This window comes from Stenotrophomonas sp. 17(2023) (assembly GCF_030345315.1).
Taxonomy (GTDB): Bacteria; Pseudomonadota; Gammaproteobacteria; order Xanthomonadales; family Xanthomonadaceae; genus Stenotrophomonas; species Stenotrophomonas acidaminiphila.
Genome location: NZ_CP128405.1, coordinates 2,235,131 through 2,259,858 on the forward strand (window position 1 = coordinate 2,235,131; position 24,728 = coordinate 2,259,858).

At 69.5% G+C, this 24,728-nt stretch carries 18 protein-coding genes; 12 read left to right on the forward strand and 6 right to left on the reverse strand.

Features of this window, described 5'->3' with window-relative positions:
- Nucleotides 1-9 precede the first annotated feature (9 nt).
- The 6 genes from QQA12_RS10105 (at nucleotide 10) to QQA12_RS10130 (ending at nucleotide 8,877) form a co-directional block, all read left to right on the forward strand.
- Entirely contained in the window at nucleotides 10-1,455 is a 1,446-nt protein-coding gene (locus QQA12_RS10105; RefSeq protein WP_226049216.1) for a cupin domain-containing protein, read from the forward strand.
- Nucleotides 1,452-2,357: a GNAT family N-acetyltransferase gene (locus tag QQA12_RS10110; protein WP_226049217.1), complete on the forward strand. Its 906-nt coding sequence runs from the start codon at nucleotides 1,452-1,454 to the stop codon at nucleotides 2,355-2,357. The genes QQA12_RS10105 and QQA12_RS10110 overlap by 4 nt, the downstream gene beginning before the upstream one ends.
- Nucleotides 2,358-2,535: 178 nt before the next feature.
- On the forward strand, nucleotides 2,536-5,367 hold the full coding sequence (locus QQA12_RS10115) for a 2-oxoglutarate dehydrogenase E1 component (RefSeq protein ID WP_054666599.1): 2,832 nt from the start codon (nucleotides 2,536-2,538) through the stop codon (nucleotides 5,365-5,367).
- A 42-nt stretch (nucleotides 5,368-5,409) separates the two neighbouring features.
- Complete coding sequence (gene sucB, locus QQA12_RS10120) at nucleotides 5,410-6,603, forward strand: dihydrolipoyllysine-residue succinyltransferase (protein WP_182212824.1); 1,194 nt, start codon at nucleotides 5,410-5,412, stop codon at nucleotides 6,601-6,603.
- A 129-nt stretch (nucleotides 6,604-6,732) separates the two neighbouring features.
- Entirely contained in the window at nucleotides 6,733-8,169 is a 1,437-nt protein-coding gene (lpdA, locus tag QQA12_RS10125) for a dihydrolipoyl dehydrogenase (protein ID WP_054666602.1), read from the forward strand.
- A 114-nt stretch (nucleotides 8,170-8,283) separates the two neighbouring features.
- Nucleotides 8,284-8,877, forward strand: a complete 594-nt coding sequence (locus QQA12_RS10130) for a TIGR00730 family Rossman fold protein (RefSeq protein WP_054666604.1) — start codon at nucleotides 8,284-8,286, stop codon at nucleotides 8,875-8,877.
- 240 nt (nucleotides 8,878-9,117) lie between these two features.
- Here the strand turns inward: QQA12_RS10130 and QQA12_RS10135 are convergent, their stop codons facing one another.
- Nucleotides 9,118-12,021, reverse strand: a complete 2,904-nt coding sequence (locus QQA12_RS10135; RefSeq protein ID WP_233324833.1) for an EAL domain-containing protein — start codon at nucleotides 12,019-12,021, stop codon at nucleotides 9,118-9,120.
- A gap of 204 nt (nucleotides 12,022-12,225) precedes the next feature.
- Here QQA12_RS10135 and QQA12_RS10140 point away from each other — a divergent pair, with 204 nt between their 5' ends.
- The 5 genes from QQA12_RS10140 to QQA12_RS10160 all read left to right on the forward strand — a co-directional run bounded on the left by QQA12_RS10140 (nucleotide 12,226) and on the right by QQA12_RS10160 (nucleotide 16,386).
- The gene (locus tag QQA12_RS10140; protein WP_233324836.1) at nucleotides 12,226-12,744 is read left to right on the forward strand and encodes an RNA polymerase sigma factor; all 519 of its coding nucleotides are present in this window, start codon (nucleotides 12,226-12,228) and stop codon (nucleotides 12,742-12,744) included.
- Entirely contained in the window at nucleotides 12,741-13,643 is a 903-nt protein-coding gene (locus QQA12_RS10145) for a hypothetical protein (protein WP_226049220.1), read from the forward strand. The genes QQA12_RS10140 and QQA12_RS10145 overlap by 4 nt, the downstream gene beginning before the upstream one ends.
- A 79-nt stretch (nucleotides 13,644-13,722) precedes the next feature.
- Nucleotides 13,723-14,313 (forward strand): YigZ family protein, encoded by a 591-nt coding sequence (locus tag QQA12_RS10150; protein ID WP_226049221.1) that lies wholly within the window; start codon nucleotides 13,723-13,725, stop codon nucleotides 14,311-14,313.
- Nucleotides 14,314-14,350: 37 nt separating this feature from the next.
- On the forward strand, nucleotides 14,351-16,120 hold the full coding sequence (locus tag QQA12_RS10155) for an ABC transporter transmembrane domain-containing protein (RefSeq protein ID WP_226049222.1): 1,770 nt from the start codon (nucleotides 14,351-14,353) through the stop codon (nucleotides 16,118-16,120).
- 74 nt (nucleotides 16,121-16,194) lie between these two features.
- The gene (locus QQA12_RS10160) at nucleotides 16,195-16,386 is read left to right on the forward strand and encodes a hypothetical protein (RefSeq protein WP_054666611.1); all 192 of its coding nucleotides are present in this window, start codon (nucleotides 16,195-16,197) and stop codon (nucleotides 16,384-16,386) included.
- A gap of 394 nt (nucleotides 16,387-16,780) precedes the next feature.
- Here the strand turns inward: QQA12_RS10160 and QQA12_RS10165 are convergent, their stop codons facing one another.
- The 5 genes from QQA12_RS10165 to grpE all read right to left on the reverse strand — a co-directional run bounded on the left by QQA12_RS10165 (nucleotide 16,781) and on the right by grpE (nucleotide 22,775).
- Nucleotides 16,781-17,893, reverse strand: coding sequence for a prephenate dehydrogenase (locus tag QQA12_RS10165; RefSeq protein WP_226049928.1), 1,113 nt, complete (start codon nucleotides 17,891-17,893; stop codon nucleotides 16,781-16,783).
- A gap of 5 nt (nucleotides 17,894-17,898) precedes the next feature.
- Nucleotides 17,899-18,807 (reverse strand): pyridoxal kinase, encoded by a 909-nt coding sequence (gene pdxY / locus QQA12_RS10170; protein ID WP_226049223.1) that lies wholly within the window; start codon nucleotides 18,805-18,807, stop codon nucleotides 17,899-17,901.
- A gap of 124 nt (nucleotides 18,808-18,931) precedes the next feature.
- A complete protein-coding gene (dnaJ, locus tag QQA12_RS10175; RefSeq protein ID WP_226049224.1) occupies nucleotides 18,932-20,062 on the reverse strand; it encodes a molecular chaperone DnaJ in 1,131 nt (376 codons plus the stop codon).
- 133 nt (nucleotides 20,063-20,195) lie between these two features.
- A complete protein-coding gene (gene dnaK, locus QQA12_RS10180; protein WP_054666617.1) occupies nucleotides 20,196-22,118 on the reverse strand; it encodes a molecular chaperone DnaK in 1,923 nt (640 codons plus the stop codon).
- 141 nt (nucleotides 22,119-22,259) lie between these two features.
- Nucleotides 22,260-22,775 (reverse strand): nucleotide exchange factor GrpE, encoded by a 516-nt coding sequence (gene grpE / locus QQA12_RS10185; protein WP_054666618.1) that lies wholly within the window; start codon nucleotides 22,773-22,775, stop codon nucleotides 22,260-22,262.
- A gap of 186 nt (nucleotides 22,776-22,961) precedes the next feature.
- On the opposite strand from grpE, the gene recN reads away from it, so the two are divergent.
- Nucleotides 22,962-24,626, forward strand: coding sequence for a DNA repair protein RecN (gene recN / locus QQA12_RS10190; protein WP_226049225.1), 1,665 nt, complete (start codon nucleotides 22,962-22,964; stop codon nucleotides 24,624-24,626).
- Nucleotides 24,627-24,728: the final 102 nt, after the last annotated feature.

The following is a 24,728-nucleotide window of genomic DNA, read 5'->3' on the forward strand; positions in this document are numbered from 1 at the left end:
TTGCGCGCGATGAAAAAGACCTCTTCCCCCCTGCCCCTCGAGATCAGGGCCAGCGCCCGCCATCCGCTGGGCATGCCCGCCGAGCGCTTCCTGCGCGACTACTGGCAGAAGCGCCCGCTGCTGATCCGTGGCGCGTTCCCGGATTTCCAGACCCCGGTGATGCCCGAAGACCTGGCCGGACTGGCCTGCGAAGAAGGCTCGCTGGCGCGCCTGGTCACCCACGACCGCGCCACCGACGGCTGGACGCTGCGCAACGGCCCGTTCCGCGAAGAGGATTTCCCGGGCATGCCCGACCACGACTGGACCCTGCTGGTGCAGGACGTGGACAAATGGGACCCGGACGTGCGCGCGCTGATCGAGCACTTCAACTTCCTGCCGCGCTGGCGCATGGACGACGTGATGATCAGCTTCGCCGCCACCGGCGGCTCGGTCGGCGCCCATGTCGACCAGTACGACGTGTTCCTGCTGCAGGCCCACGGCCACCGCCGCTGGCAGATCGACGCCAGCGAATCGACCAGGGGCAAGCGCCCGCCGCTGGATTTCCGCCCCGACGTCGAACTGAAGCTGCTGCGCAAGTTCAAGCCGACCCACGACTGGGTGCTGGAACCGGGCGACATGCTGTACCTGCCGCCGAACGTGCCGCACCACGGCGTCGCCGAAGATCCCTGCCTGACGTTCTCCTTCGGCATGCGCGCGCCGTCCTCGGCCGAGCTGATCAGCGACTGGCTGGATGACCTGGTGGCCGACGCCGACGAGGCCATCCGCTACCAGGACCCGGACCTGAAGCTGCCGGAAGACCCCAACGAGATCGACGCGGCGGCGATGAAGCGCGTGGTCACCGCGCTCAATGCGCTGCGCATGAACGACCCCGACCGCCTGGGCGACTGGTTCGGCCGCTTCATCACCACCTACCGCGCCGCCGGCGACATCCTGCCCTCGCAGGCCCCGCCCGCCCTCACGGACGTGGACGGGATACTGGACGAGGGTGGCCTGCTCGAGCGCCATCCGTGGGCGCGGCTGGCCTGGCGTCGCGCCACCCGCGGTGCCGTGCTGTACAGCAGCGGCCATGCCTTCCCGTTGCCGGTCAAGGACGCGCAGGGCCTGGCCGCGGCCGAACGGATCGATGCACCGCTGTTCCGCAAGCTGTCGGCCAAGGGCCGCAGCGCGGTGATGGAACTGCTTGCCGGCGGCCACTACCAGTTGCTCGACGCCGAGACCCTGGCGGCGATGCAGGCCGAGCAGGACGCGCTCGACGTCATGGAGGAAGCGTTCGATGACGCGTTCGACGACGAAGCCGACGCACCGGAGCTGGAAATCGAGGTGTTCGAGTACGCCCAGGCCGGCGAAGGCGAGCCGGCCAGCGGCGCCATCGACACCGTGCAGGTGAACGAGGAAGGCGTCGAGGTCGTGGTGATCTGCGACGACGGCGACGACGAGGACGGCCCGGCGGCATGACGCCGGCGGCGTTCCATGTGGAGGCGGCCGACTACGCCACGCGGCAGGCCCTGCTGCATGGCGTGCGCCGCGCCGTGTTCGTCGACGAGCAGCAGGTCCCGGCCGCGCTGGAAAGCGACGACCTGGACCCGCTCAGCCACCATGTCCTGGCGCTGGATGCCGATGGCCACGCCATCGGCACCGGCCGGCTGACGCCGCAGCATCGCATCGGCCGCATGGCGGTACTGGCCGGATGGCGCGGCAAGGGCGTCGGCGAGGCGCTGCTGCAGGCGCTGGTGGCCGAAGCGGCACGCCGCGGCTGGGGCGAGGTGACCCTGCATGCCCAGGTCCACGCCCGCGATTTCTATGCCCGCAACGGCTTCCTGCCCGAGGGCGCGCCATTCACCGAGGCCGGCATCGTCCACCAGACCATGCGCCGCCGCATGGACGGCGCCATGCGCGTGCAGGATACCGACCAGGCCGAGGCAGCCATGGCGACGGTGATCCACCGCGCCCGCCGCAGGCTCCTGCTCGGCTGCCGCGGCGGCGATACCGCGCTGCTCGCGCAACCGGCGGTGCTGCAGGCGCTGCGCCACTTCGCCACCCGGCGCCACGACAAGCAGGCCCTGGTACTGCTCCACGATGGCGAACCCGCGGCCATGCCCACGGCGCTGCTGGCACTGTTGCAGCGACTGCCCACCGTATTCGCGCTGCGCCTGCCGGCGGACCCGGGCGACCCGTCGCTGGCGCCGGCCAGCGTCATCAATGACAACGGCGACTGCTACTTTCGTCCAATGGGTGACCGCTTCGAGGGCGAGCTGTGCCTGGACATGCCCGCACCGGCCCGCCAGCAGGACGCGCTGTTCCAGCGCGCATGGGACGCGGCAGCGGTCTGCGAAGGGTTCCGGACGCTCGGCATCTGAGCCCTGTCGGGCGCGGTCAACGCATGGCCCGACATTAACCCGGGGGACAGCGTGTGTGCCCCTTCCTGTCCCCGCGAGGGTATAATTCAGCAGTTTCATCACGCCCGCGCGGCGCCCTGCTGCAAGGTCCCCGCCGGTTCCAGAAGCCATACCCCACAAGCGAATCCGACCCTCCATCGTGGACAATCTCCTGAAGCAGTTTGCGCAGTCATCGCAACTCGCCGGCGGCAACGCCTCCTATATCGAGGACCTGTACGAGCAGTACCTCGTCTCCCCGGACAGTGTGGACCCCAAATGGAAGTCCTACTTCGACGGTTTCAAGGGCCGCGAGGCAGGTGATGTCCCGCATTCGGCCGTCATCGCCCACATCGCCGAGGCCGGTCGCAACGCCTCCAGCGCCGTGGCCGGCAGCGGCGGCGGCGACGAGCGCGAGCGCAACGTCGGACGCCTGATCACCGCCTACCGCTCGCGCGGCCACCTCGGCGCGCAGCTCGACCCGCTGGGCCTGACCCCGCCGGTCAACCCGCCCGACCTGGGCCTTGCCTTCCACCACCTGTCCGATGCCGACCTCAACGACGAGTTCAGCACCGGCGGCGTCGGCGGCCAGCCGCGCATGAAGCTGCGCGACCTGCTGGCGCGCCTGAAGGCGACCTATACCGGCTCCATCGGCGCCGAGTTCATGTACATCGCCGAAGTCGACCAGCGCCAGTGGCTGTACCAGCGCCTGGAAAACGCCGGCGGCAACTACAACCTCGATGCCGACACCCAGCGCCGCACGCTCGAGCGCCTGACCGCCGCCGAGGGCCTGGAGCGCTACCTGCACACCAAGTACGTCGGCCAGAAGCGCTTCTCGCTGGAAGGCGGCGACTCGCTGATCCCGATGATGGACACGGTGATCCGCGGCGCCGGCAAGGACGGCGTCAAGGACGTGGTGATCGGCATGGCCCACCGCGGCCGCCTGAACGTGCTGGTCAACACCCTGGGCAAGAACCCGCGCAAGCTGTTCGACGAATTCGAAGGCCGCTTCGAACACGACGACCGTGCCGTCGCCGGCGACGTGAAGTACCACATGGGCTTCTCGGCCGACGTCGCCACCGCCGGTGGCCCGGTGCACCTGGCGCTGGCGTTCAACCCGTCGCACCTGGAGATCGTCGACCCGGTGGTCGCCGGCTCGGTGCGTTCGCGCCAGGAACGCCGCGGCGACGCCGCGCGCAAGCAGGTCATGCCGATCCTGATCCACGGCGACGCCGCGTTCGCCGGCCAGGGCGTGGTGATGGAGCTGTTCCAGATGTCGCAGGCACGCGGCTTCGCCGTCGGCGGTACCGTGCACATCGTCATCAACAACCAGGTCGGCTTCACCACCTCCAACCGCGACGACTCGCGCTCGACCCTGTACTGCACCGACATCGCCAAGATGGTCGGCGCGCCGGTCCTGCACGTGAACGGTGACGACCCGGAAGCGGTGGTGTTCGCCGCGCAGCTGGCCTACGACTTCCGCCAGCAGTTCCACAAGGACGTCGTGATCGACCTGGTGTGCTACCGCCGCTGGGGCCACAACGAGGCCGACGAGCCGGCGATCACCCAGCCGCTGATGTACCAGGTGATCCGCAAGCACAAGACCACCCGCGAGCTGTATGCCGAGAAGCTCGAGGCCGCCGGCGTGATCCCCGCCAACGGCGGCAAGGCGCTGGTCGATGCCTACCGCGACAAGCTCGATTCGGGCGAAGTCACCACCGAGCTGGCGCAGGTCGAGAAGACCCCGCCGACCAGCAAGCTGTACGTGGACTGGCCGAAGCTGCTGGCCGGCAAGCTGTCCGACCCGGTCAGCACCCAGGTGCCGATGGCCGAGCTGGCCCGCCTGGCCAAGCTGATCAACACCATCCCCGAGGGCGTGGAACTGCACTCGCGCGTGGCCAAGGTCTATGACGACCGCCGCAGGATGGCCGCCGGCGAGATCCCGGGCGACTGGGGCTTTGCCGAAAACCTGGCCTACGCCACCCTGCTCGACCAGGGCCATGGCCTGCGCCTGGTCGGCCAGGACGTCGGCCGTGGCACCTTCACCCACCGCCACGCGATCCTGCACGACCAGAAGACCGACGCCTATTACCTGCCGCTGCGCCAGCTGGTGCAGTCGCCGGAGCAGGCCACCATCATCGATTCGCTGCTCAGCGAGGAAGCGGTGATGGCCTATGAGTACGGCTTCTCCACCACCGATCCGAACACGCTGTGCATCTGGGAAGGCCAGTTCGGCGACTTCGCCAACGGCGCCCAGGTGGTGATCGACCAGTTCATCGCCTCCGGCGAGGCCAAGTGGGGCCGCATCTCCGGCCTGACCCTGCTGCTGCCGCACGGCTACGAAGGCCAGGGCCCGGAACACAGCTCGGCGCGCCTGGAGCGCTTCCTGCAGCTGTGCGCGCTGGAGAACATGCTGGTCTGCGTGCCGTCGACCCCGGCCCAGGCGTTCCACATGCTGCGCCGCCAGCTGTGCATGACCACCCGCAAGCCGCTGGTGGTGATGTCGCCCAAGTCGCTGCTGCGCCACAAGCTGGCGGTCTCGACCCTGGACGAGCTGGCCAATGGCGAATTCCAGCACCTGATCGGCGACGCCAACGCCGACGCCAAGAAGGTCAAGCGCGTGGTGCTGTGCTCGGGCAAGGTCTACTACGACCTGCTGGAAGACCAGACCAAGCGCGGCCAGGACGACGTGGCCATCATCCGCGTGGAGCAGCTGTACCCGTTCCCGCGCACGCTGCTGGCCGCCGAACTGAACAAGTACGGCAAGGCCGCGGACGTGGTGTGGTGCCAGGAGGAGCCGATGAACCAGGGTGCCTGGTACCAGATCCGCCACCACCTGCAGGCCTGCCTGGCCGACGGCCAGAACCTGCACTACGCTGGCCGTCCGCGTTCGCCGTCGCCGGCCGTCGGCCACATGGCCGACCACCTGCGCGAACTGCAGCAGCTGCTTGCCGATGCGCTGGTCAATCCCTTCAACGACCAGTTCGCTGAATAACTCTCCCCCTTTCACGAAGAATACGAACCAGGAAGCCCCTGCATGGCCACCGAAGTCAAAGCCCCGGTACTGCCCGAATCCGTCGCTGACGGCACCATCGCCACCTGGCACAAGAAGGTCGGCGACGCGGTCAAGCGCGACGAAAACCTGCTTGACCTGGAAACCGACAAGGTCGTACTCGAGGTCCCGTCGCCGGTCGATGGCGTGATCAAGGAGATCAAGTTCGCCGAAGGCGCCACCGTGACCAGCAGCCAGGTCGTGGCGATCATCGAGGAAGGCGCGGTTGCCGCCGCTCCGGCCCCGGCTGCCGCCGAGGCACCGAAGGCTGCGGCCCCGGCCCCGGCTGCTGCCGCCGCCGCGCCGGCACCGGCCGCCAAGTCGGCCGCCGACAGCCTGCCGCCGGGCGCCCGCTTCTCGGCCATCACCGAAGGCGTGAACCCGGCCGATGTCGCCGGCACCGGCCGTCATGGCGCGGTGACCAAGGAAGACATCGTCAACTTCGCCCGCAACGGCGGCGTCGGCAAGGCCGGTGGCGCGCGTCCGGAAGAACGCGTGCCGATGACCCGCATGCGCAAGCGCATCGCCGAGCGCCTGATGCAGTCCAAGGAATCCATCGCCATGCTGACTTCGTTCAACGAAGTCAACCTGGCCAAGGTCTCGGCCGCGCGCAAGGAACTGCAGGACGAGTTCCAGAAGGCCCACGGCATCAAGCTGGGCTTCATGAGCTTCTTCGTGAAGGCCGCTGCCAACGCGCTGCAGCGCTTCCCGCTGGTCAACGCCTCGGTCGACGGCGACGACATCATCTACCACGGCTATTCGGACATCTCCATCGCCGTGTCCACCGACAAGGGCCTGGTGACCCCGGTGCTGCGCAACGTCGAGCGCATGTCCTTCGCCGAGATCGAGCAGGGCATCGCCGACTACGCCAAGAAGGCGCGTGACGGCAAGCTGGCCCTGGACGACCTGCAGGGCGGCACCTTCACCGTCACCAACGGCGGCACCTTCGGCTCGCTGATGTCGACCCCGATCGTCAACCCGCCGCAGAGCGCCATCCTCGGCATGCACACGATCAAGGAGCGCCCGATCGCCGAGAACGGCCAGGTCGTGATCGCGCCGATGATGTACATCGCGCTGTCCTACGACCACCGCATCATCGACGGCAAGGACGCGGTGCAGTTCCTGGTGGACATCAAGAACCAGCTGGAAAACCCGGGCCGTATGCTGTTCGGTCTGTAAGACCCGCCGACCCCTCCCCCAGCGGAGGGGTCGGTCGCTCCGGGGCCGGCCCAGCGCCCGCCCCTTCCCCGGCGCCCCGCGCCACCGGCTTCGCCCCCGAAGCCGAAGGAAAGCACCAAGGAACCTCAAATGGCTGAACAATTCGACGTCGTCGTCATCGGTGCCGGCCCGGCCGGCTACCACGCCGCCATCCGCGCCGCCCAGCTGGGCCTGAAGACCGCCTGCATCGACGCGGCGCTGGGCAAGGACGGCAAGCCGGCACTGGGCGGCACCTGCCTGCGCGTGGGCTGCATCCCGTCCAAGGCACTGCTGGATTCCTCGCGCCAGTACTGGAACATGGGCCACATCTTTGGCGACCACGGCATCAGCTTCAAGGACGCCAAGATGGACGTCGAGAAGATGGTCGGCCGCAAGGACGCCATCGTGAAGCAGTTCACCGGTGGCATCGCCCAGCTGTTCAAGGCCAACAAGGTCGCCGCCTACTACGGCTTCGGCCAGCTGCAGGCCGGCAACGTCGTCAAGGTCAAGCAGCATGACGGCACCGAGGTCGAGCTGAAGGGCACCAACGTCATCATCGCGGCCGGCTCGGATTCGATCGAACTGCCGTTCGCCAAGTTCGACGGCGAAACCATCGTCGACAACGTCGGCGCGCTGGACTTCACCGAAGTGCCGGGCCGCCTGGCGGTGATCGGCGCCGGCGTGATCGGCCTGGAACTGGGCAGCGTGTGGAAGCGCCTGGGCGCCGAAGTGACCATCCTCGAGGCGCTGCCGGAGTTCCTGGCCGCCGCCGATGCCGAAGTGGCCAAGGTCGCCGCGCGCGAGTTCAAGAAGCAGGGCCTGGACATCAAGCTCGGCGCCAAGGTCAGCAAGACCGACGTGACCGGCAAGGGCAAGAAGAAGGAAGTGGTGGTCACCTACACCGATGGTGAAGGCGAGAAGACCCTGACCGTCGACAAGCTGCTGGTGGCCGTGGGCCGCCGCGCCGCGACCAAGGGCCTGCTGGCCGATGGCACCGGCGTGCAGGTCAACGAGCGCGGCCAGATCGTGGTCGACGAACACTGCCACACCGGCGTCGACGGCGTCTGGGCGGTCGGCGACTGCGTGCGCGGCCCGATGCTGGCGCACAAGGGCTTCGAGGAAGGCATCGCGGTTGCCGAGCTGATCGCCGGCCTGCCGGGCCATGTCAATTTCGACACCATCCCGTGGGTCATCTACACCGAGCCGGAACTGGCCTGGGTCGGCAAGACCGAAGCCCAGCTCAAGGCCGAGGGCATCCCGTACAAGGCCGGCAGCTTCCCGTTCGCCGCCAACGGCCGTGCCGTGGCGATGGTCGAGCCGGCCGGCTTCGTCAAGGTGCTGGCCCACGCCGAAACCGACCGCGTGCTGGGCATGCACCTGGTCGGCGCCAATGTCTCCGAACTGGTGCACGAAGGCGTGCTGACCATGGAGTTCAGCGGCTCGGCCGATGACCTGGCCCGCATCTGCCACGCCCACCCGTCGCTGTCGGAAGTGATCCACGACGCGGCGATGGCGGTCAGCAAGCGCGCCATCCACAAGGCCAACTGAGCGACACCGGCCTGACCGAGAAGGCTCCGCCCCGGCGGAGCCTTCTTGCTTTTGCATTCCCCAGATCGCGCCCTGTGCATCGGCACGATCCGCACACCTCCAGCAGGAACCTCCATGAAATCCATCTGCGTCTACTGCGGCTCCAACCCCGGCGCCAACCCCCTGTACATCGAGCGTGCCACCGCACTGGGCACGCGTATCGCCCATGAAGGCCTGCGCCTGATCTACGGTGGCGGCCGCACCGGGCTGATGGGCGCGGTGGCCGATGGCGTGCTGGCCGCCGGCGGTGAGGTCACCGGCGTGATCCCGCAGCACCTGGTGGACATGGAAGTCGCGCACCAGGGCGTGACCACGCTGGAAATCGTCGGCTCCATGCACGAGCGCAAATCGCGCATGTTCGACCTGTCCGATGCCTTCGTCGCCCTGCCCGGCGGCTTCGGCACCGCGGAGGAAATCTTCGAGATGCTGACCTGGCGCCAGCTCGGCATCGGCAAGAAGCCCTGCGCGTTCCTCGACGTCGATGGCTTCTACGCGCAGCTGATCGGCATGATCGACCACATGGTGGAAGAGCGCTTCCTGCACCCCGAGCAGCGCCAGGACCTGTGGTACGGCGACGACGCTGGGCAGATGCTGGCCTGGATGCGCGCGTATTCGCCGGCGCAGGCGGAGAAGTGGTTCGACGAAAAACTGCGCGCGGCGTTGCGGTAAGTCCACTGGCGCGCGGCGTTGCGGCAAGCCTATTGGCGCGTGGCGACGCGGCAGGCATCAACGGCGCCTCACTTCCAGCAGGGCGCGGTTCGACGAGAAACTGCGCGCAGCGTTGCGGTAAGCCCACTGGCGCGTGGCGACGCGGTGGATTTCGCTGGCGCCTCCTCCCCTGCCTGGCGCTGCATCGACGGCGCCTCGTCCCATCCCGGGCGCGGTATCCGCCCCGCGACGAACGGCGGCTCACTCCGTCTTGTGCAGCGTCACTTCGCGTGGCATCGGGTGGCCCAGCAGATAGCCCTGGCCGAAGTTGCAGCCCATCTCGAACAGGGTGCGCAGCTGGCGTTCGTCCTCCACGCCCTCGCCGATGGTCTCGATGCCGAGGGTCCGCGCCAGTGACACCACGCCCTCGACCAGCGCCTGCGTGCTCTTGCCATTGTCGGCGTGCAACCCGGCCACGAAGCTGCGGTCGATCTTCAGCGCACTGATCGGAAACCGGTGCAGGTAGGACAGCGCCGAATAGCCGGTACCGAAGTCATCCAGCTGCACCACGATACCGCGCTCGCGCAGCTGGTAGAGCGTGCGCAGCGTGCGCGGGGCATCCTCCAGCAGCGCCATCTCGGTGATCTCCACCCGCAGCCGGCCCGGGTCGGCGCCGGCCGCATCCAGCAGCCCGAACAGGCGCGTGGCGAACTCGGACGAGCGGAAGTGGCGCGGCGAGACATTCACCGAAACGTAGCCCGAGGCGGTACCGGCCAGGTCGCGCACCACCTGCTCGTAGATCAGCCAGTCCACCTGTTCGATCAGGCCGCTTTCCTCGCCCAGCGAGATGAACTCGCCCGGCAGCAGCAGCCCCCTGCCCTCGTGCTGCCAGCGCAGCAGCGCCTCGTGGCCGACCACGCTGCCGTCGGCCAGCGACACGATGGGCTGGTAGAACGGCAGGAAATCGTTGTTGATGATGGCCCGGCGCAGGTCCGCTTCCAGTTCCAGGCTCTGCAGCGACTGCTCGCGCATGGCCTCGTCGAACAGCATGCAGCGGTCCTGGCCCATGCCCTTGGCCCGGTACATCGCGGCATCGGCGTCGCGCAGCAGTTCGGCCCCTGACGTATAGCGCGGGCTCCACAGTGCGATGCCGATGCTGCCGGAGGGAAACAGCTCGCGCCCGTCGACCCACATCGAATGTTCCAGCGAGCGCAGCAGCCGGCGGCCCACCTCCATCGCGCTCTTGGCGCCGTCGCAGCGCACCAGCAGCGCGAACTCGTCGCCGCCCAGGCGCGCCACCACGTCGTCGCTGCGCAGCATGCCGACCAGGCGCTGCGCCACCTCCACCAGCATGCGGTCGCCGGCGGCGTGGCCAATGCTGTCGTTGACCCACTTGAAGCGGTCCAGGTCCAGGAACAGCAGCGCGAACAACGGGCCCATGCCCAGTTGCGCGTGCTCGATGGCTTCTTCCAGCTTTTCCAGCAACTGCAGGCGGTTGGGCAGGCCGGTCAGCACGTCGTGCATCGCCAGGTGGGTCAGGCGCTGCTCCACGCGCATGCGTTCGCCGATCTGTGCCAGCAGCTTCTGGTTGACCTCGCCCAATTCGCGGGTGCGCTCGGCCACGCGCCGCTCCAGCTCGGCATGCGCCTGCAGCAAGCGGTTGCGGTCGCGCTGCCGCGCAAGGCTGTTGCCTATGTTGCGTGCCACGAACGCCAGCAGCCGCTGGTCGTGCGCGGTGAAGCTGACCTGCGGGCTGTAGCTTTGCACCGCGATCACGCCCACCACTTCGTCGTCACTGAACAGCGGAACACCCAGCCAGCAATACGACTTGGCACCGAACTCGCGGACGTCGCCGCGCGCGATCAGCTGGTCGATCTCCGCGCGGGTCGCCAGCAGCGGCTGGCCGCTGCGGATGGTGTACTCGGTCAGGCCGCCGCTGAACGCGCGCGAGGCGCGCACCCGGTTGAACTCGTCCACCGAATAGACGAAATCCAGCCCGTCGCCCTGTTCGTTGACCAGCGCGATGTAGAAGTTGCTGGCGTCCAGCAGGCCGCCGATCACCCGGTGCACTTCGGCATGGAACACTGCCTGGCTGCCGCAGTTCATCGCCAGCTCCGAGACATTGAACAGCGCCGCCTGCAGCGCCTCGGCGCGCCGCCGTTCCTGGATCTCCTCCTGCAGGCTGGCATTGGCCCGTTCCAGTTCCAGCGTGCGCCGCTGCACGTGCTGCTCCAGCTGCACGTGCGCCTGGCGCCGGTCCATCGCGGTCAGGATGTGCTTGGCCACGAAATTGAGCACGGCCCGGTCCTCGTCGCCGTACTGCACGCCACTCTCGTAGCTCTGCACCACGATCGCGCCGCACACGGCACCGTCGCGCCACATCGGCACGCCCAGCCAGTCGGTGCTGTCCGGGCCGCTGTGCACCGAATGCTGCCGGTCCAGCACCTGCAGCAGCTCGCGCGAGGGGCCATGCATCGTCTTGCCCAGGCGCAGCACCGCGAAGGTCAGGCTGTCCTGCATTTCCTCGAAGCGGAAACGCTGCTCCGGATGCGGCGCGAAGTTGTCCAGGTTGTCCGCGAAGTACAGGAAGCGCAGGCTGCTCTGGTGCTCGTCGCATTCGACGATGTAGCAGTTGTCCGCATACATCAGCGTGCACAGGATGCGGTGGAACTGGGCCAGCATCTGCGGCATTTCCAGGTCGCTGCCGGCGAGGTCGGCGATCTCGAACAGGGCCCGCTGCAGGCGCTTGGCGCGTTCGAGCTGTTCGATCTGCACGCCCTGCCGCAACGACACCAGCACCGCCGCGACCAGGGCGTGCGCGGTACCCAGCCAGGCCTGCCGCTGTGCCTCGGAGAAGCTGGCATCGATCTCGGCCAGCACCACGATGCGGGCACCCTCGTCACCATCGGTCCAGCGTTCCACCAGCGGCTGCCGCAGGCCATCCGCCAATGGCGCACCGGCCAGCAACCCGCGCACCGCCCCGCGCAATCCATCGGCCCCCGGGCTGACGCAATCGCCCTGCCCGAGCACCACATCGTCCCAGGCCAAGGCCACGGCGCTGCCCTGCGGCAGCAGGCCGTGCAGCGTCGCCACCACGCGGTTGGTGGGCGAATCGGTGTCCACGCGGCCGTTGCCGGCATGTACGTCGAGTTGGCTGTGGGACATGGTCTCCATGCGTGTTCCGGGTTCCGGCACTCCGGAACTCCCCTGTCGCAGCATAATGCCGCAACCCCCGCCTCCGGTGCGCCCGCCCCGGGATTGGCTGAACCCGCACCGGCCCCTGTCCGGCGGCGACTAGGCAGTGGCGTGGCGAGCGCTTAGGCTGGCGCCGTGGATACCGCCCTCCAAGCCCCGACCGACGAAGCGCTGATGCTGGCCTACGCCGAAGGCGACGGCGAGGCCTTCGCCGAGCTGTATGCGCGCCATCGCGCGCGGCTGTTCCACTACCTGCTTGGCCAGCTGCGCGACCGCTCGCTGGCCGAGGAACTGTTCCAGGACGTGTGGCAGCGGATGATCCTGGCCCGCTCGCGCTGGAAGCCGGAGGCGAGCTTCGCCACCTGGCTGTTCCGCATCGCCCACAACCGCCTGAACGACCACTGGCGCGCCGCACGGCACCGGCCCGCCGCCCCGGACGATGCCGACCAGCGCACCGCGCGCCTGGCCGACACCTGTACCCCGGAACTGCTGGCCGGCGAGCAGGCCGAGCGGCTGCGGCTGCGTCAGGCCATGGCTGAACTGTCGCAGGAGCAGCAGGAAGTCCTGATCCTGCGCCTGGAGCAGGAACTGAGCCTGGAGGAGATCGGGCAGATCACCGGCGTGGGCCGGGAAACCGTCAAGTCGCGGCTGCGCTATGCGATGGACAAGCTGCGCGCGAGGCTGAGCGAATGAACACGTCCGAACCCCTGACTCCCGAAGAACGCGAACTGGCACGACTGCTGGGCCGTCCCGCCGCAGGCATCGCGCCGTCGGCACGGATCGACGCGGCCATCGCCGCGCTCGCGCGCGAACCCGCCGCATCCGCGCCGGCCCCGCGCCCCTCCGCGCCGCCGGCCACGTTCAGCATCGGCACCGGCCGGACGCGGCGCGGCTGGCGCCGCGGACTGGTGTCGTCGCTGGCCGTCGCCGCGTCGCTGGTGCTGGTTGTCGGCCTGGCCTGGCAATTGCGGCCTGCGCCGCCACCGCTGCCCGCGGCCACGCTGCCAACCCCAACGGCCGCTGCGGATGCGCGCGACGCGGCTGCAGCGGCGGCGTCGATACCCGCGCCACCGCCCTCCATCCCCGCACCGGCAGCGGCGCCCATCCAGTCTCACGCCGACACCCCCGCCCGGAAACCGGCAGCGGCCCCCCGCGCCGCAGCGCCGCCGGCGCACGTACCGGTCGCACCCGCCCCCCCTCCGCCGCCAGGTGCGCCCACGCCGGCAGCGGCAGCGACAACCGCGCCGGAACTTGCCGCACCCACCTACACGCTGGAACCGGCACCCGTTGCCGTGGAGCAGGCCGCGGCACAGCCGGAGATGCGCCTGCGCGCCGCCCCTGCGGCAGCACCCGCCGATGCACAGGTGCGCGCCTCCGCATCCGCGCTGCGCGAACAGGCACGCATCGAGGTCATGCCGGTCGCACCGGCCGACGCGGACGCGCAGCTTCCACGCCGGCAATGGCTGGAGCGCATCCGCGCGCGTCGCGCCGAAGGCGACCTGGACAGCGCACGTGCCAGCCTGGAGCGCTTCGTGCAGACCTACCCGGAAGCCCGCATCCCGCGCGATCTGCGGCCGCTGCTGGGAAACTGAGCGGCAGCGGGCCCGCGGCCGCGACGAACCCACCGGGCCAGAGCGGCAAACCCGCGGCCAGCGGCCTAGAATGGGGGCGATGCCCGATACCCTCGCCGCGCCCGCCAGCCACCTGCTGGAGATCAAGCACAGCCGTTTTCTTGCCCAGGCCATGCCGATCGGCAACGCGGCCGATGCGCTGTCCTTCGTCGCCGCGGTCTCGGTGGCCGATGCCACCCACAACTGCTGGGCATACCGCTGCGGCAACGAGTACCGCTCCAGCGACGACGGTGAGCCGGCCGGCACCGCCGGCCGCCCGATCCTGGCCGCGATCGATGGCCAGGGCTACGACCGCGTCGCGGTGGTGGTGACCCGCTGGTACGGCGGCATCAAGCTCGGCGCCGGCGGCCTGGTGCGCGCCTACGGCGGCACCGCGGCCGAATGCCTGCGGCTGGCGCCGCGCCTGCCGCTGGTGGCGATGTGCCGGTTGCGGCTGGCCTGCCCGTTCGACGAACTCGGCACCGTGTACGCGCAACTGGCCACGCACGCGGCGGACAAGCTGGGCGAGGCATTCGACGAGCACGGCGCACAACTGGCCATCGAACTGCCCGCCGAGCGCGTGGACGGCTTGAAAACCCACCTGCGCGACGCCACCCGTGACAGGGTGCGCTGGCTCGATGCCGGCGGCTGACGCCGGCACCGCCCTTTCCCTTCCCACTGCCACGCCCATGACCGATACCGCCATCGCTCCCTCTTCTTCCGCCAAGGCAAGGCTGGGCACGCTGCGGGCGCTGTGGCCGTTCGTGCGCCGCCACATGGGGCTGTTCACCGCCTGGCTGGTGGCACTGGCGGTGGCCTCGGTGGCCACGCTGAGTTTCCCGGTCGCGTTCCGGCGCATGATCGACGACGGCTTCAGCAACGGCAGCAACATCGACCAGGTGTTCCTGCTGGTGTTCGCGGTGGTGGTGGTGCTTGCCGTGGCGAGCGCCGCGCGCTTTTTCTTCGTATCGCTGCTGGGCGAGAAGGTGGTGGCCGACCTGCGGCGCCAGCTCTACGCGCACCTGATCGCGCTGGATGCGCAGTTCCACGACCGCAACCGCAGCGGCGAACTGGTCTCGCGGTTGTCGGCCGACAGCGAACTGCTGCGCAGCGTGGTCGGCAGCAGCATGTCGGTGGCGCTGCGCAGCACCGTCACCGTGGTCGGCAGCCTGGCGATGCTGTTCGTCACCAGCCCGCGCCTGGCCGCCTTCACCCTGGTCGGCATTCCACTGGCGGTCCTGCCGATCATCTTCGGCGCGCGCCGGCTGGAGAAGGCCTCGCGCGCCAGCCAGGACCGCGTCGCCGATGCCAACAACCTCGCCAGCGAGACCCTCGGCGCGGTCCGCACCGTACAGGCGCACGCGCGCGAAGGCTACGAGACCGGCCGCTTCGCCGACGCGGTGGCGGTGGCGGTGGCCACCGCACGCGGGCGCATCCGCACCCAGTCGCTGGTCACCGCCATCGTCATCACCCTGGTGTTCGGCGCGGTGGTGCTGGTGCTGTGGTCCGGCGCGCACGACGTGATCGCCGGGCGCATCAGCAAGGGCGAGCTGGGCCAGTTCGTGTTCTATGCGCTGATCGGCGGCGGCTCGGTCGGCGCGCTCGCCGAGGTCTGGAACGAACTGCAGCGCGCTGCCGGCGGCATGGGCCGCATCGCCGAACTGCTGCAGGAACGCCCCGGCGTGCGCGCGCCGGCCGCGCCGCAGGCGCTGCCCACGCCGTTGCGCGGCGACATCCGCTTCCAGGACGTGGTCTTCCATTACCCGCAGCGCCCCGGGCACCCGGCGCTGGATGGCTTCACCCTGCACGTACGGCCGGGCGAGACCGTGGCCCTGGTCGGCCCCTCGGGCGCCGGCAAGAGCACGGTACTGTCGCTGCTGCTGCGCTTCCACGACCCCGAGGCGGGGACCATCAGCGTCGACGGCATCGACCTGCGCCAGGCCGAACCGGCGGCGCTGCGCGAGCGCATCGCGCTGGTGCCGCAACAACCGGCCCTGTTCGCCTCCAGTGCCGCCGAGAACATCCGCTACGGACGCCTGCAGGCCAGCGACGAGGAGGTGTACGCCGCCGCCCGCGCCGCCGAGGCCGACGACTTCATCCGTGCCCTGCCCGAGGGCTATGCCAGCGAACTGGGCGAGCGCGGCGCGCGCCTGTCCGGCGGCCAGCAGCAGCGCATCGCCATCGCCCGCGCGCTGCTCAAGGACGCGCCGATCCTGCTGCTGGACGAAGCCACCAGCGCGCTGGACGCGCAGAGCGAGCGCGCGGTGCAGCAGGCGCTGGAACGGCTGATGGCCGGCCGCACCACGCTGGTGATCGCGCACCGCCTGGCCACCGTGCTCAAGGCCGACCGCATCGTGGTGATGGACCATGGCCGCATCGTCGCGCAGGGCACCCACGAGCAGCTGCTGCGCGAGGGCGGCCTGTACGCGGAGCTGGCGCGGCTGCAGTTCATCGACTGACGACGCCGCGCTAACGCGCGCCGATGCAGGCTGGCCCGGACGTACCCGGTTGCATGCCACGCAGGAGGTTGCCGATGTCGTTCCGCCAGTTCCCCGCCACCGACAGCAACGGCGAGAGCCGCATCATCATCGAGTTCGTTCCCGAGCCCGCAGGCACCGGCAACGGCGATACCACGCCGCGTTATGAACTGGACGATGGCCGCCATCTGCGGCGCAACGCGCGCGAATTCGTCACGCTCGACGGACAGGTGCGGCTGCACATCTGAACGGCCGGCGGCAGCGCCCCGCCCGCGACTGCCGCCCGCGCGCCAGCCTGCCGCCTTGCCCGCTGGCATCGCCTCCGGTGCGCACATCCGGCTGGTGAAGAATTGACCAGCCATCTTGACAGCCTTGTGCCGCAACGGCTGCCGGCGTTCATCCACAGGCTTGTGCGCAGGTCATCCACACCCGCTGTGGATGAATGCGCATGGCAACGACGGCCATGCCGGCGCGCGCGCATTCCGGCTCCACACAGTCGCATCCGATGCCATCGCCGCATCGTCGGCGATGCCCGGTCAATATTTCGCCACCCATCTTGACAGCCTTGCGCCGCAAGGGCTGCCGGCGTTCATCCACAGGCTTGTGCGCAGGTCATCCACACCCGCTGTGGATGACGCCGGCTCAGCGATCCAGTACCCGGCCGATGCCGCTGTGGTCGATTTCGCGTGCAGCGGCATCCAGCACTTCCGGCGCATAGCGCTGGGCAAAGCCCATGCGGAAATGTACTTCGCCGCCAGGCGTACGCGAGGAGTGGATCGAGGACAGGCTGATGCCATGCCGTTCGAACACATGCAGCAGCTCGCGCAGCGAACCGGCTCTATCCTCGGGCAGGTGCACGCTCATCGCGCGCGTGTCGGTCAGGTCGGCCAGCAGGTAGCCCAGGCGCTCGAAGCTGTAGTTGCCATCGCGCAGCACCTGCTCGCCCACCGCCTGGCGGTTGTCGTCGAGGAACTGCCTGCGGAAGGCCGCCCGCGCCGCGTCGCTGCCATCGGCCAGCTGCGCACGCAGCTGCTGCAGCTGCTCGAGCAGGCGGTCGAGCACCTCGCCCGCATGCGGATTGCCGAACTGGATGTCCTCGTAGATCGCCGGGTTGAGCGACAGGATGCGCGAGATCACCGCCGCATCCAGCTCGAACGCGGTCGAGCGGTACGGCATCAGCGCCTGCAGCTCGCCGAGCAGCGGCGCGTAACCGCGCAGCACGCCGGCCTGGGCCAGGTGGCTGGCATGCACCATCGCCTGCACCAGCGCCATCACCCGGTCGTGGTGCTCGGGCGTGGCCGGCACGCATTCGGCCTCCAGCGCGGCATACAGGCGTTGCAGCCACGGCTGCCAGTGCGGCTGCACGCGCGCCTCGCAGACCACCATCACCCGGCCCTTGAGCGTGGGCGCCTTGGGCGGCGCGGTCATCGGATGCAACCCGGCCACGGAGGCCTGCGACCGCAGCATCGCCGCCATCGGCGCGCTCTTGATCGAGGTCACGTCCAGCCACAGCCTGCCGCGTTCGCGCCCATCCGAACGCTGCGCGTACGCGTCGATCAGTGCCGGCGTATGCCGGATCGGCGCCGAGAACAGCAGCACGTCGGCGCGCTCGAGCAGCTGTTCCGGCGTCTGCGAAGCGGCGTCGACCGGATCATGGCCGATCACCTCCAGCCCCATGCGCGACTGGAAGAACCCACGCAGCCAGCGGCCATAGGCGCCACCGCTGCCGACGATGCCGACGACCGGCGCCTGCACTCCGCTCACGCCAGCCGCTCGGCGCGGAAACGGTGCGGTGTGCCCAGCGCCGCCGGCGCCGCCGCCAATACGTCGAACTCCTCCACGCCGTGCGCCAGCGTCGCCTCCAGCGCGGCATGCACGCCGGCAATGGCACGACCCACCGCATCCTCGAAGCGATGGCCCTTGAGCAGGAATGCCACCAGCAGCGACATCAGCACGTCGCCGGTGCCGGCCACGTCCACCGGCAGGTGCGGCGATGCCCAGCGCCAGACTTCTTCGCGGCCGATCGCCAGCGTCACCAGTTCGCCCGGCACCCCGGACACCGAATGCGCGATCACCCACTGCGGGCCACGCTCGAGCAGCACGCGCGAAGCGGCGATGGCATCGTCCTGCTGCAGCGCCGGCATGCCGGTAAGGCGCCCCAGCTCGAAGGCATTGGGGGTAACAAGCCAGGCATGCGGCAGCAGCCGCTCGGCGAAGATGCGCTCCAGCCCCGGCTCGACATAGGGGCCGGTGTGGGTATCGCCGATCACCGGGTCCAGGCAGTAGCGCAGGCCCGGGCAGGACGGCAGCACCGCATCCAGCCAGTCGGCGAACGCCGCGCCGTTGGCCACGCTGCCGAAATAGCCGGACACCAGCGCGCCGGCGCGCTGCGGCAGGCCGCGCTCGCTGGCCCCCTGCAGCAGCTCGGCGAACCAGTCCGCCGGCAGCACGCGGCCGCGCAGCGTCGCATAGAACGGCGCGTTGCTGAGCAGGGTGGTGGGAATCTCCGCCACGCGCAGGCCCAGCGCGCGCAGCGGCGGCACTGCCGCGCTGTTGCCGGCATGGCCGTAGACCAGCTGCGACTGTACGGAAATCACGTCCACCGGCGAGGGCCCGTCCGGGCGTTGCCGGCGACCGTGCACGAGATGGCTGTGGTCGACGTCGTTCATCGCCGCATTCTACGCCTGCGCAAACCGCGGCCGGCGGCATGGATGCGCACGCAACCAAATGCCGGAAACGACGAAGCCGCAGCAGGCTGCGGCTTCGTGATCGCATTGCATTGATCGCGCCGGGTCAGGACGAGGTCATGCGGTCCCAGAAGCCCTTGACGCCATCCAGGAAGGTGGCCGACTTGGGCGAATGCTTGCGTGCCTCCTCGCCGCCGAAGGTGGCCTCGAACTGCTCCAGCAGCCGGCGCTGCTCGGCGGTCAGGTTGACCGGCGTTTCCACCACGATGCGGCAGTACAGGTCGCCCTCGGTACGGCTGCGCACCGAGCGGACGCCCTTGCCGCGCAGGCGGAACAGCTTGCCGGTCTGGGTCTCGGCGGGAATGCGTATCTCCGCCTCGCCGCCCAGCGTGGCCACGCGCACGGCATCGCCCAGCGCCGCCTGCGAAATGCGGATCGGCACCTCGCAGTGCAGGTCGTCGCCATCGCGGGTGAAGATCGGATGCTCGCGCACGCGCACTTCCACGTACAGGTCGCCCGGCGGGGTACCGGCCGGGCCGGCCTCGCCCTCGCCCTGCAGGCGGATGCGGTCGCCGGTATCGACGCCGGCAGGCACCTTGACCGACAGCACCTTGTCTTCCTCGACGCGGCCGTTGCCATGGCACGTCCTGCACGGGCGGGCGACGATCTGGCCACGGCCGCCGCAGTTGTGGCAGGCCTGCTGCATGGCGAATATCCCGCGCTGCATGCGGACCTGGCCGCGGCCGCCGCAGGCGTTGCAGGTCTCGACCTTGCCGTCCTCGGAGCCGCTGCCATCGCAGTCGCCGCATTCGACCAGGGTCGGGATCTCGATGCGGCGCTCCACGCCGGCCACCGCCTCTTCCAGGTCCAGTTCCATCACGTAGCCGACGTCGGCGCCGCGACGGGCCTGGCGGGCGCCACCGCCGCCCCCGAAGATGTTGCCGAAGATGTCGCCGAAGATGTCGCCCATGTCCGGGCCACCGGGGCCGCCGCCCATGCCGCCCATGCCGTGTTCGAACGCGGCGTGGCCGTGGGCGTCGTACATGCGCCGCTTGTTGCCGTCGGACAGGACCTCGTAGGCCTCCTTGCACTCCTTGAAGGCGGCCTCGGCCGCGGCATCACCCGGATTGCGGTCCGGGTGGTGCTTCATCGCGCAGCGACGGTAGGCCTTCTTCAGCTCCTCGTCGCCGGCGTCGCGGGAGACACCCAGTACTTCGTAGTAATCGCGCTTGCTCATGCTTTACCTCTCCCTCCCCCTCCAGGGGAGGGCTGCGGCGGGGGTTCGTTGATGCGACAAGGGCCCGGGACCGCGATGCGCTCCCGAACCCTCACCCCAACCCCTCTCCACGCAGGGAGAGGGGCACTGGACGTCAGGACTTCTTGTCGTCCTTGACCTCGGTGAACTCGGCATCGACCACGTCGTCGTTCGGCGTGCCCGTGGCGCCGGCACCCTGCGACGGGGCGCCCTGCTCGCCGGCCGAAGCGGCGGCGTACAGCGACTGGCCGGCTTCCTCCAGCGCCTTGGAACGCGCCTCGATCTGCGCCTTGTCGTCGCCCTTCATCGCGGTTTCCAGGTCGGCCAGGGCCGCTTCCACCTTGCCGATGACATCGCCACCGACCTTGCTGCCGTGCTCGGTGATGGCGCTGCGGGTGGCGTGGATCAGGCCGTCGGCCTGGTTGCGCGCCTGCACCAGTTCCTGGAACTTCTTGTCTTCCTCGCGGTGCGCCTCGGCGTCGGCGACCATGCGGTTGATCTCGTCCTCGGACAGGCCCGAGCCGGCCTTGATCTCGACCTTCTGCTCCTTGTTGGTCTTCTTGTCCTTGGCCGAGACGTGCAGGATGCCGTTGGCGTCGATGTCGAAGGACACCTCGACCTGCGGCAGGCCGCGCGGCGCCGGCTCGATGCCGGTCAGGTCGAACTTGGCCAGCGACTTGTTGTAGCGGGCCTGTTCGCGCTCGCCCTGCAGCACGTGCACGGTCACCGCCGACTGGTTGTCCTCGGCGGTGGAGAACACCTGCGAGGCCTTGGTCGGGATGGTGGTGTTCTTCTCGATGATCTTGGTGAACACGCCGCCCAGGGTCTCGATGCCCAGCGACAGCGGGGTCACGTCCAGCAGCAGCACGTCCTTGACGTCGCCGCCCAGCACGCCGCCCTGGATCGCGGCGCCCAGCGCCACGGCCTCGTCCGGGTTGACGTCCTTGCGCGGCTCCTTGCCGAAGAACTCGCTGACCGCCTGCTGCACCTTCGGCATGCGGGTCTGGCCACCGACCAGGATCACTTCGTTGATGTCGCTCGAACGCAGGCCGGCATCGTTCAGCGCGGTGCGGCACGGCTCGATCGACTTCTTGATCAGGTCTTCCACCAGCGCTTCGAGCTTGGCGCGGGTCAGCTTGATGTTCAGGTGCTTCGGGCCGGACGCATCGGCGGTGACGTACGGCAGGTTGACCTCGGTCTGCTGCGCGCTGGACAGCTCGATCTTGGCGCGCTCGGCCGCGTCCTTCAGGCGCTGCAGCGCCAGCGGGTCCTTGCGCAGGTCGATGCCCTGGTCCTTGTTGAACTCGTCCACCAGGTACTCGATGACGCGGTTGTCGAAGTCTTCGCCGCCGAGGAAGGTGTCGCCGTTGGTGGCCAGCACTTCGAACTGCTTCTCGCCGTCGACGTTGGCGATCTCGATGATCGACACGTCGAAGGTGCCGCCGCCCAGGTCGTAGACGACGATCTTGCGGTCCTTGTTGTCGCCCTTGTCCAGGCCATAGGCCAGGGCCGCGGCGGTCGGCTCGTTGATGATGCGCTTGACGTCCAGGCCGGCGATGCGGCCGGCGTCCTTGGTCGCCTGGCGCTGGCTGTCGTTGAAGTACGCCGGAACGGTGATGACCGCCTCGGTGACCTTCTCGCCCAGGAAGTCCTCGGCGGTCTTCTTCATCTTCTCCAGCACCTTGGCCGAGATTTCCTGCGGCGCCATCTTGCGGCCGTCGCTGGTCTGCACCCAGGCGTCGCCGTTGTCATGGGCCAGGATGCCGTACGGCACGTGGGCGATGTCCTTCTGCACCTCGCCGTCGGTGAACTTGCGGCCGATCAGGCGCTTCACCGCATAGAAGGTGTTCTTCGGATTGGTGACGGCCTGGCGCTTGGCCGAGGCGCCCACCAGCACTTCGCCGTCCTTGGTGTAGGCGACGATGGAAGGTGTGGTGCGGTCGCCTTCCGAGTTCTCGATGACGCGGGCCTTGCCGCCGTCCATGATCGCCACGCACGAGTTGGTGGTGCCGAGGTCGATACCAATGATCTTGCCCATGGGGGACTCCTGAGGATTCGTGTGCCGGCAGCCGCCGGGTATGAACGGGATGTGGGGGATGGCCGGATGACATTCAAGCCACCCCCGGAACGCTGTTTGCCGCCGGCCGCCGGCGTTAAGGCAGCGGCCAGCCGGCCGGGGTCAGTCGACCCGGGCCACCACCACCAGCGCCGGCCGCAGCAGGCGCTCGTTGAGCAGGTAGCCCTTCTGGAACACGGTGACCACCGCGCCCGGGGCCGTCCCGGCCGGGGCATCGACCTGGCTGATGGCCTGGTGGTGCTCCGGATTGAAGGCCTGGCCCACCGGGTCGAGCAGGGTCAGGCCGTTGTCGGCAGCGACCTTGAGCAGTTGCTTGTAGGTCAGCTCCAGCCCTTCGCGCAGCGGGCTGGGCTCGCTGCCCGCGGCGGCCAGCCCGGCGTCCAGGCTGTCGAACACCGGCAGCAGTTCGCCCAGCAGCTTCTCGTTGGCGAACTTGCGCGCCTGCTCGATGTCGCGCGCCACGCGCTTGCGCTGGTTTTCCAGGTCGGCGCGCTCGCGCAGCGACTCGCCCTTGAGCTGCTCGATCTCGGCGCGCAGCGCCTGGACCTGCGCGTCCTGCGCCCCGGCCATGCCGTCGGCGCTGTTGTCGGTCTCGAATTCGGGGTGGTCTTGGTTCATTTCCGGTTCCCTGGCGGTCGTTCTGCCGCCTGCCTGCTCCCCCGTATGTGGGCTGCCCCCCGGGTTTCAAGGCTCCGGCTCACCCGGTGCGACCGGCGCGCATTAATGTGACGCCCGGAACGCCCTTCCCGGATTGACCCGCCGCATGCACATGCTAGCTTTGCGCGGCCACACACACTGCCGACCATGCTCAGACATCTCTCGATCAAGGATTTCGCCGTTGTCCGCGCCACCGAACTGGAGTTCGGGCCAGGCATGACCGTGGTTTCCGGCGAAACCGGCGCCGGCAAATCGCTGATGGTCGACGCCCTGGGCTTCCTGTCCGGGCTGCGCGCCGACAGCGGCGTGGTCCGCCACGGTGCCAGCCGGGCCGAGCTTTCGGCCGAGTTCGACCTCGACGACCAGGCCCCCGCACGCCGCTGGCTGCGGGACAACGAGCTCGACGACGAGGAGCAGTGCCAGCTGCGCCGGGTGATCCGCGCCGACGGCGGCTCGCGTGCCTTCATCAACGGCCGCCCGGTGCCGGTGTCGCAGCTGGCCGAACTGGCCGCCTTCCTGGTCGAGATCCATGGCCAGCACGAGCAACAGGCGCTGCTGTCGCGCCCCAGCCAGCTGGCCCTGCTCGATGCCCATGCCCGCAACGACGCCGAGCGCGCCGCGGTACGCGCCGCCAGCAGCCGCTGGCAGGCGCTGATCGACGAGCGCGACGCGCTGTCGCAACAGGGCGACGTCTCCGACCGCATCGCCTTCCTGGAACACCAGCTCGGCGAGCTGCAGCGCGAGGAACTGGAGCCGGCCGCGGTGGCCGCGCTGGCCGCCAGCCACCGCCGCCAGGCGCATTCCACCGCGCTGATCGAAGCCTGCCAGTACGCCGGCGCCGCGCTCAACGGCGACGACGGCCCGTCCCTGCTCGGCCTGCTGCAGCAGGTACGGCACGAGCTGTCGCGGGTCAGCCAGCACGACCCGCGGCTGGGCGAGATCGACGGCATGCTCGACGCCGCCGGCATCCAGCTGCACGAAGCCCTGGCCCAGCTGGACCGGGTCCAGGACGACCTGGACAGCGACCCGGAGGCGTTCGAGGACATCGAGCGCCGGCTCGGCCGCCTGCACGACCTGGCGCGCAAGCACCGGGTGTCGATGGAGGAGCTGGCGGCCACCCGCGAGCGCATCGCCGCGGAGCTGGAACAACTGCGGGGCGCCGACGCCAGGCTGTCGCAGCTGGCGGGCGAGATCGACAAGGCCGCCGCGCACTGGCAGGCACAGGCCGCCCTGCTTACCGCCAGCCGCGCCACCGCGGCCAGGTCGCTGTCGGACACCACCACCGCGCTGATCGGCGAGCTGGGCATGGGCGGCGGCCAGTTCCTGATCGAGCTGGAACCCCAACCCCAGTTGCGCCCCGACCCGAATGGCGCCGAACGGCTCGAGTTCCTGGTCGCCGCCAACGCCGGGCAGCCGCCCAGGGCGCTGCGCAAGGTCGCCTCCGGTGGCGAGCTGTCGCGCATCTCGCTGGCCATCGAAGTGGCGGCGCTGGGCCTGGATGCGGTGCCGACCATGGTGTTCGACGAGGTCGACTCGGGCATCGGCGGTGCCGTGGCCGACATCGTCGGCAAGAAGCTGCGTGCCCTGGGCGAGCGTCGCCAGGTGCTGTGCGTGACCCACCTGCCGCAGGTCGCCTCCAAGGGCCACGCCCATTACCGGGTCAGCAAGGCCCCGGTGGAGGGCATGACCCAGAGCGCGGTGGAACTGCTCGACGCCAGGGGTCGCGAGGAAGAACTGGCACGCATGCTCGGGGGCGCCGAAGTCAGCAGGGAAGCCCGCGCCGCGGCCCGCAAACTGCTGGCCGAGGCCTGAGGCCGGCCCCCCGGCAGCTACCCGGCCCCGGCGCCGGCGGATGCCACCCGGGGCCTGCCCGCCGCGCCCTCCCCCTGCCCCCTGTCCGGGCGGTGGAAAGGC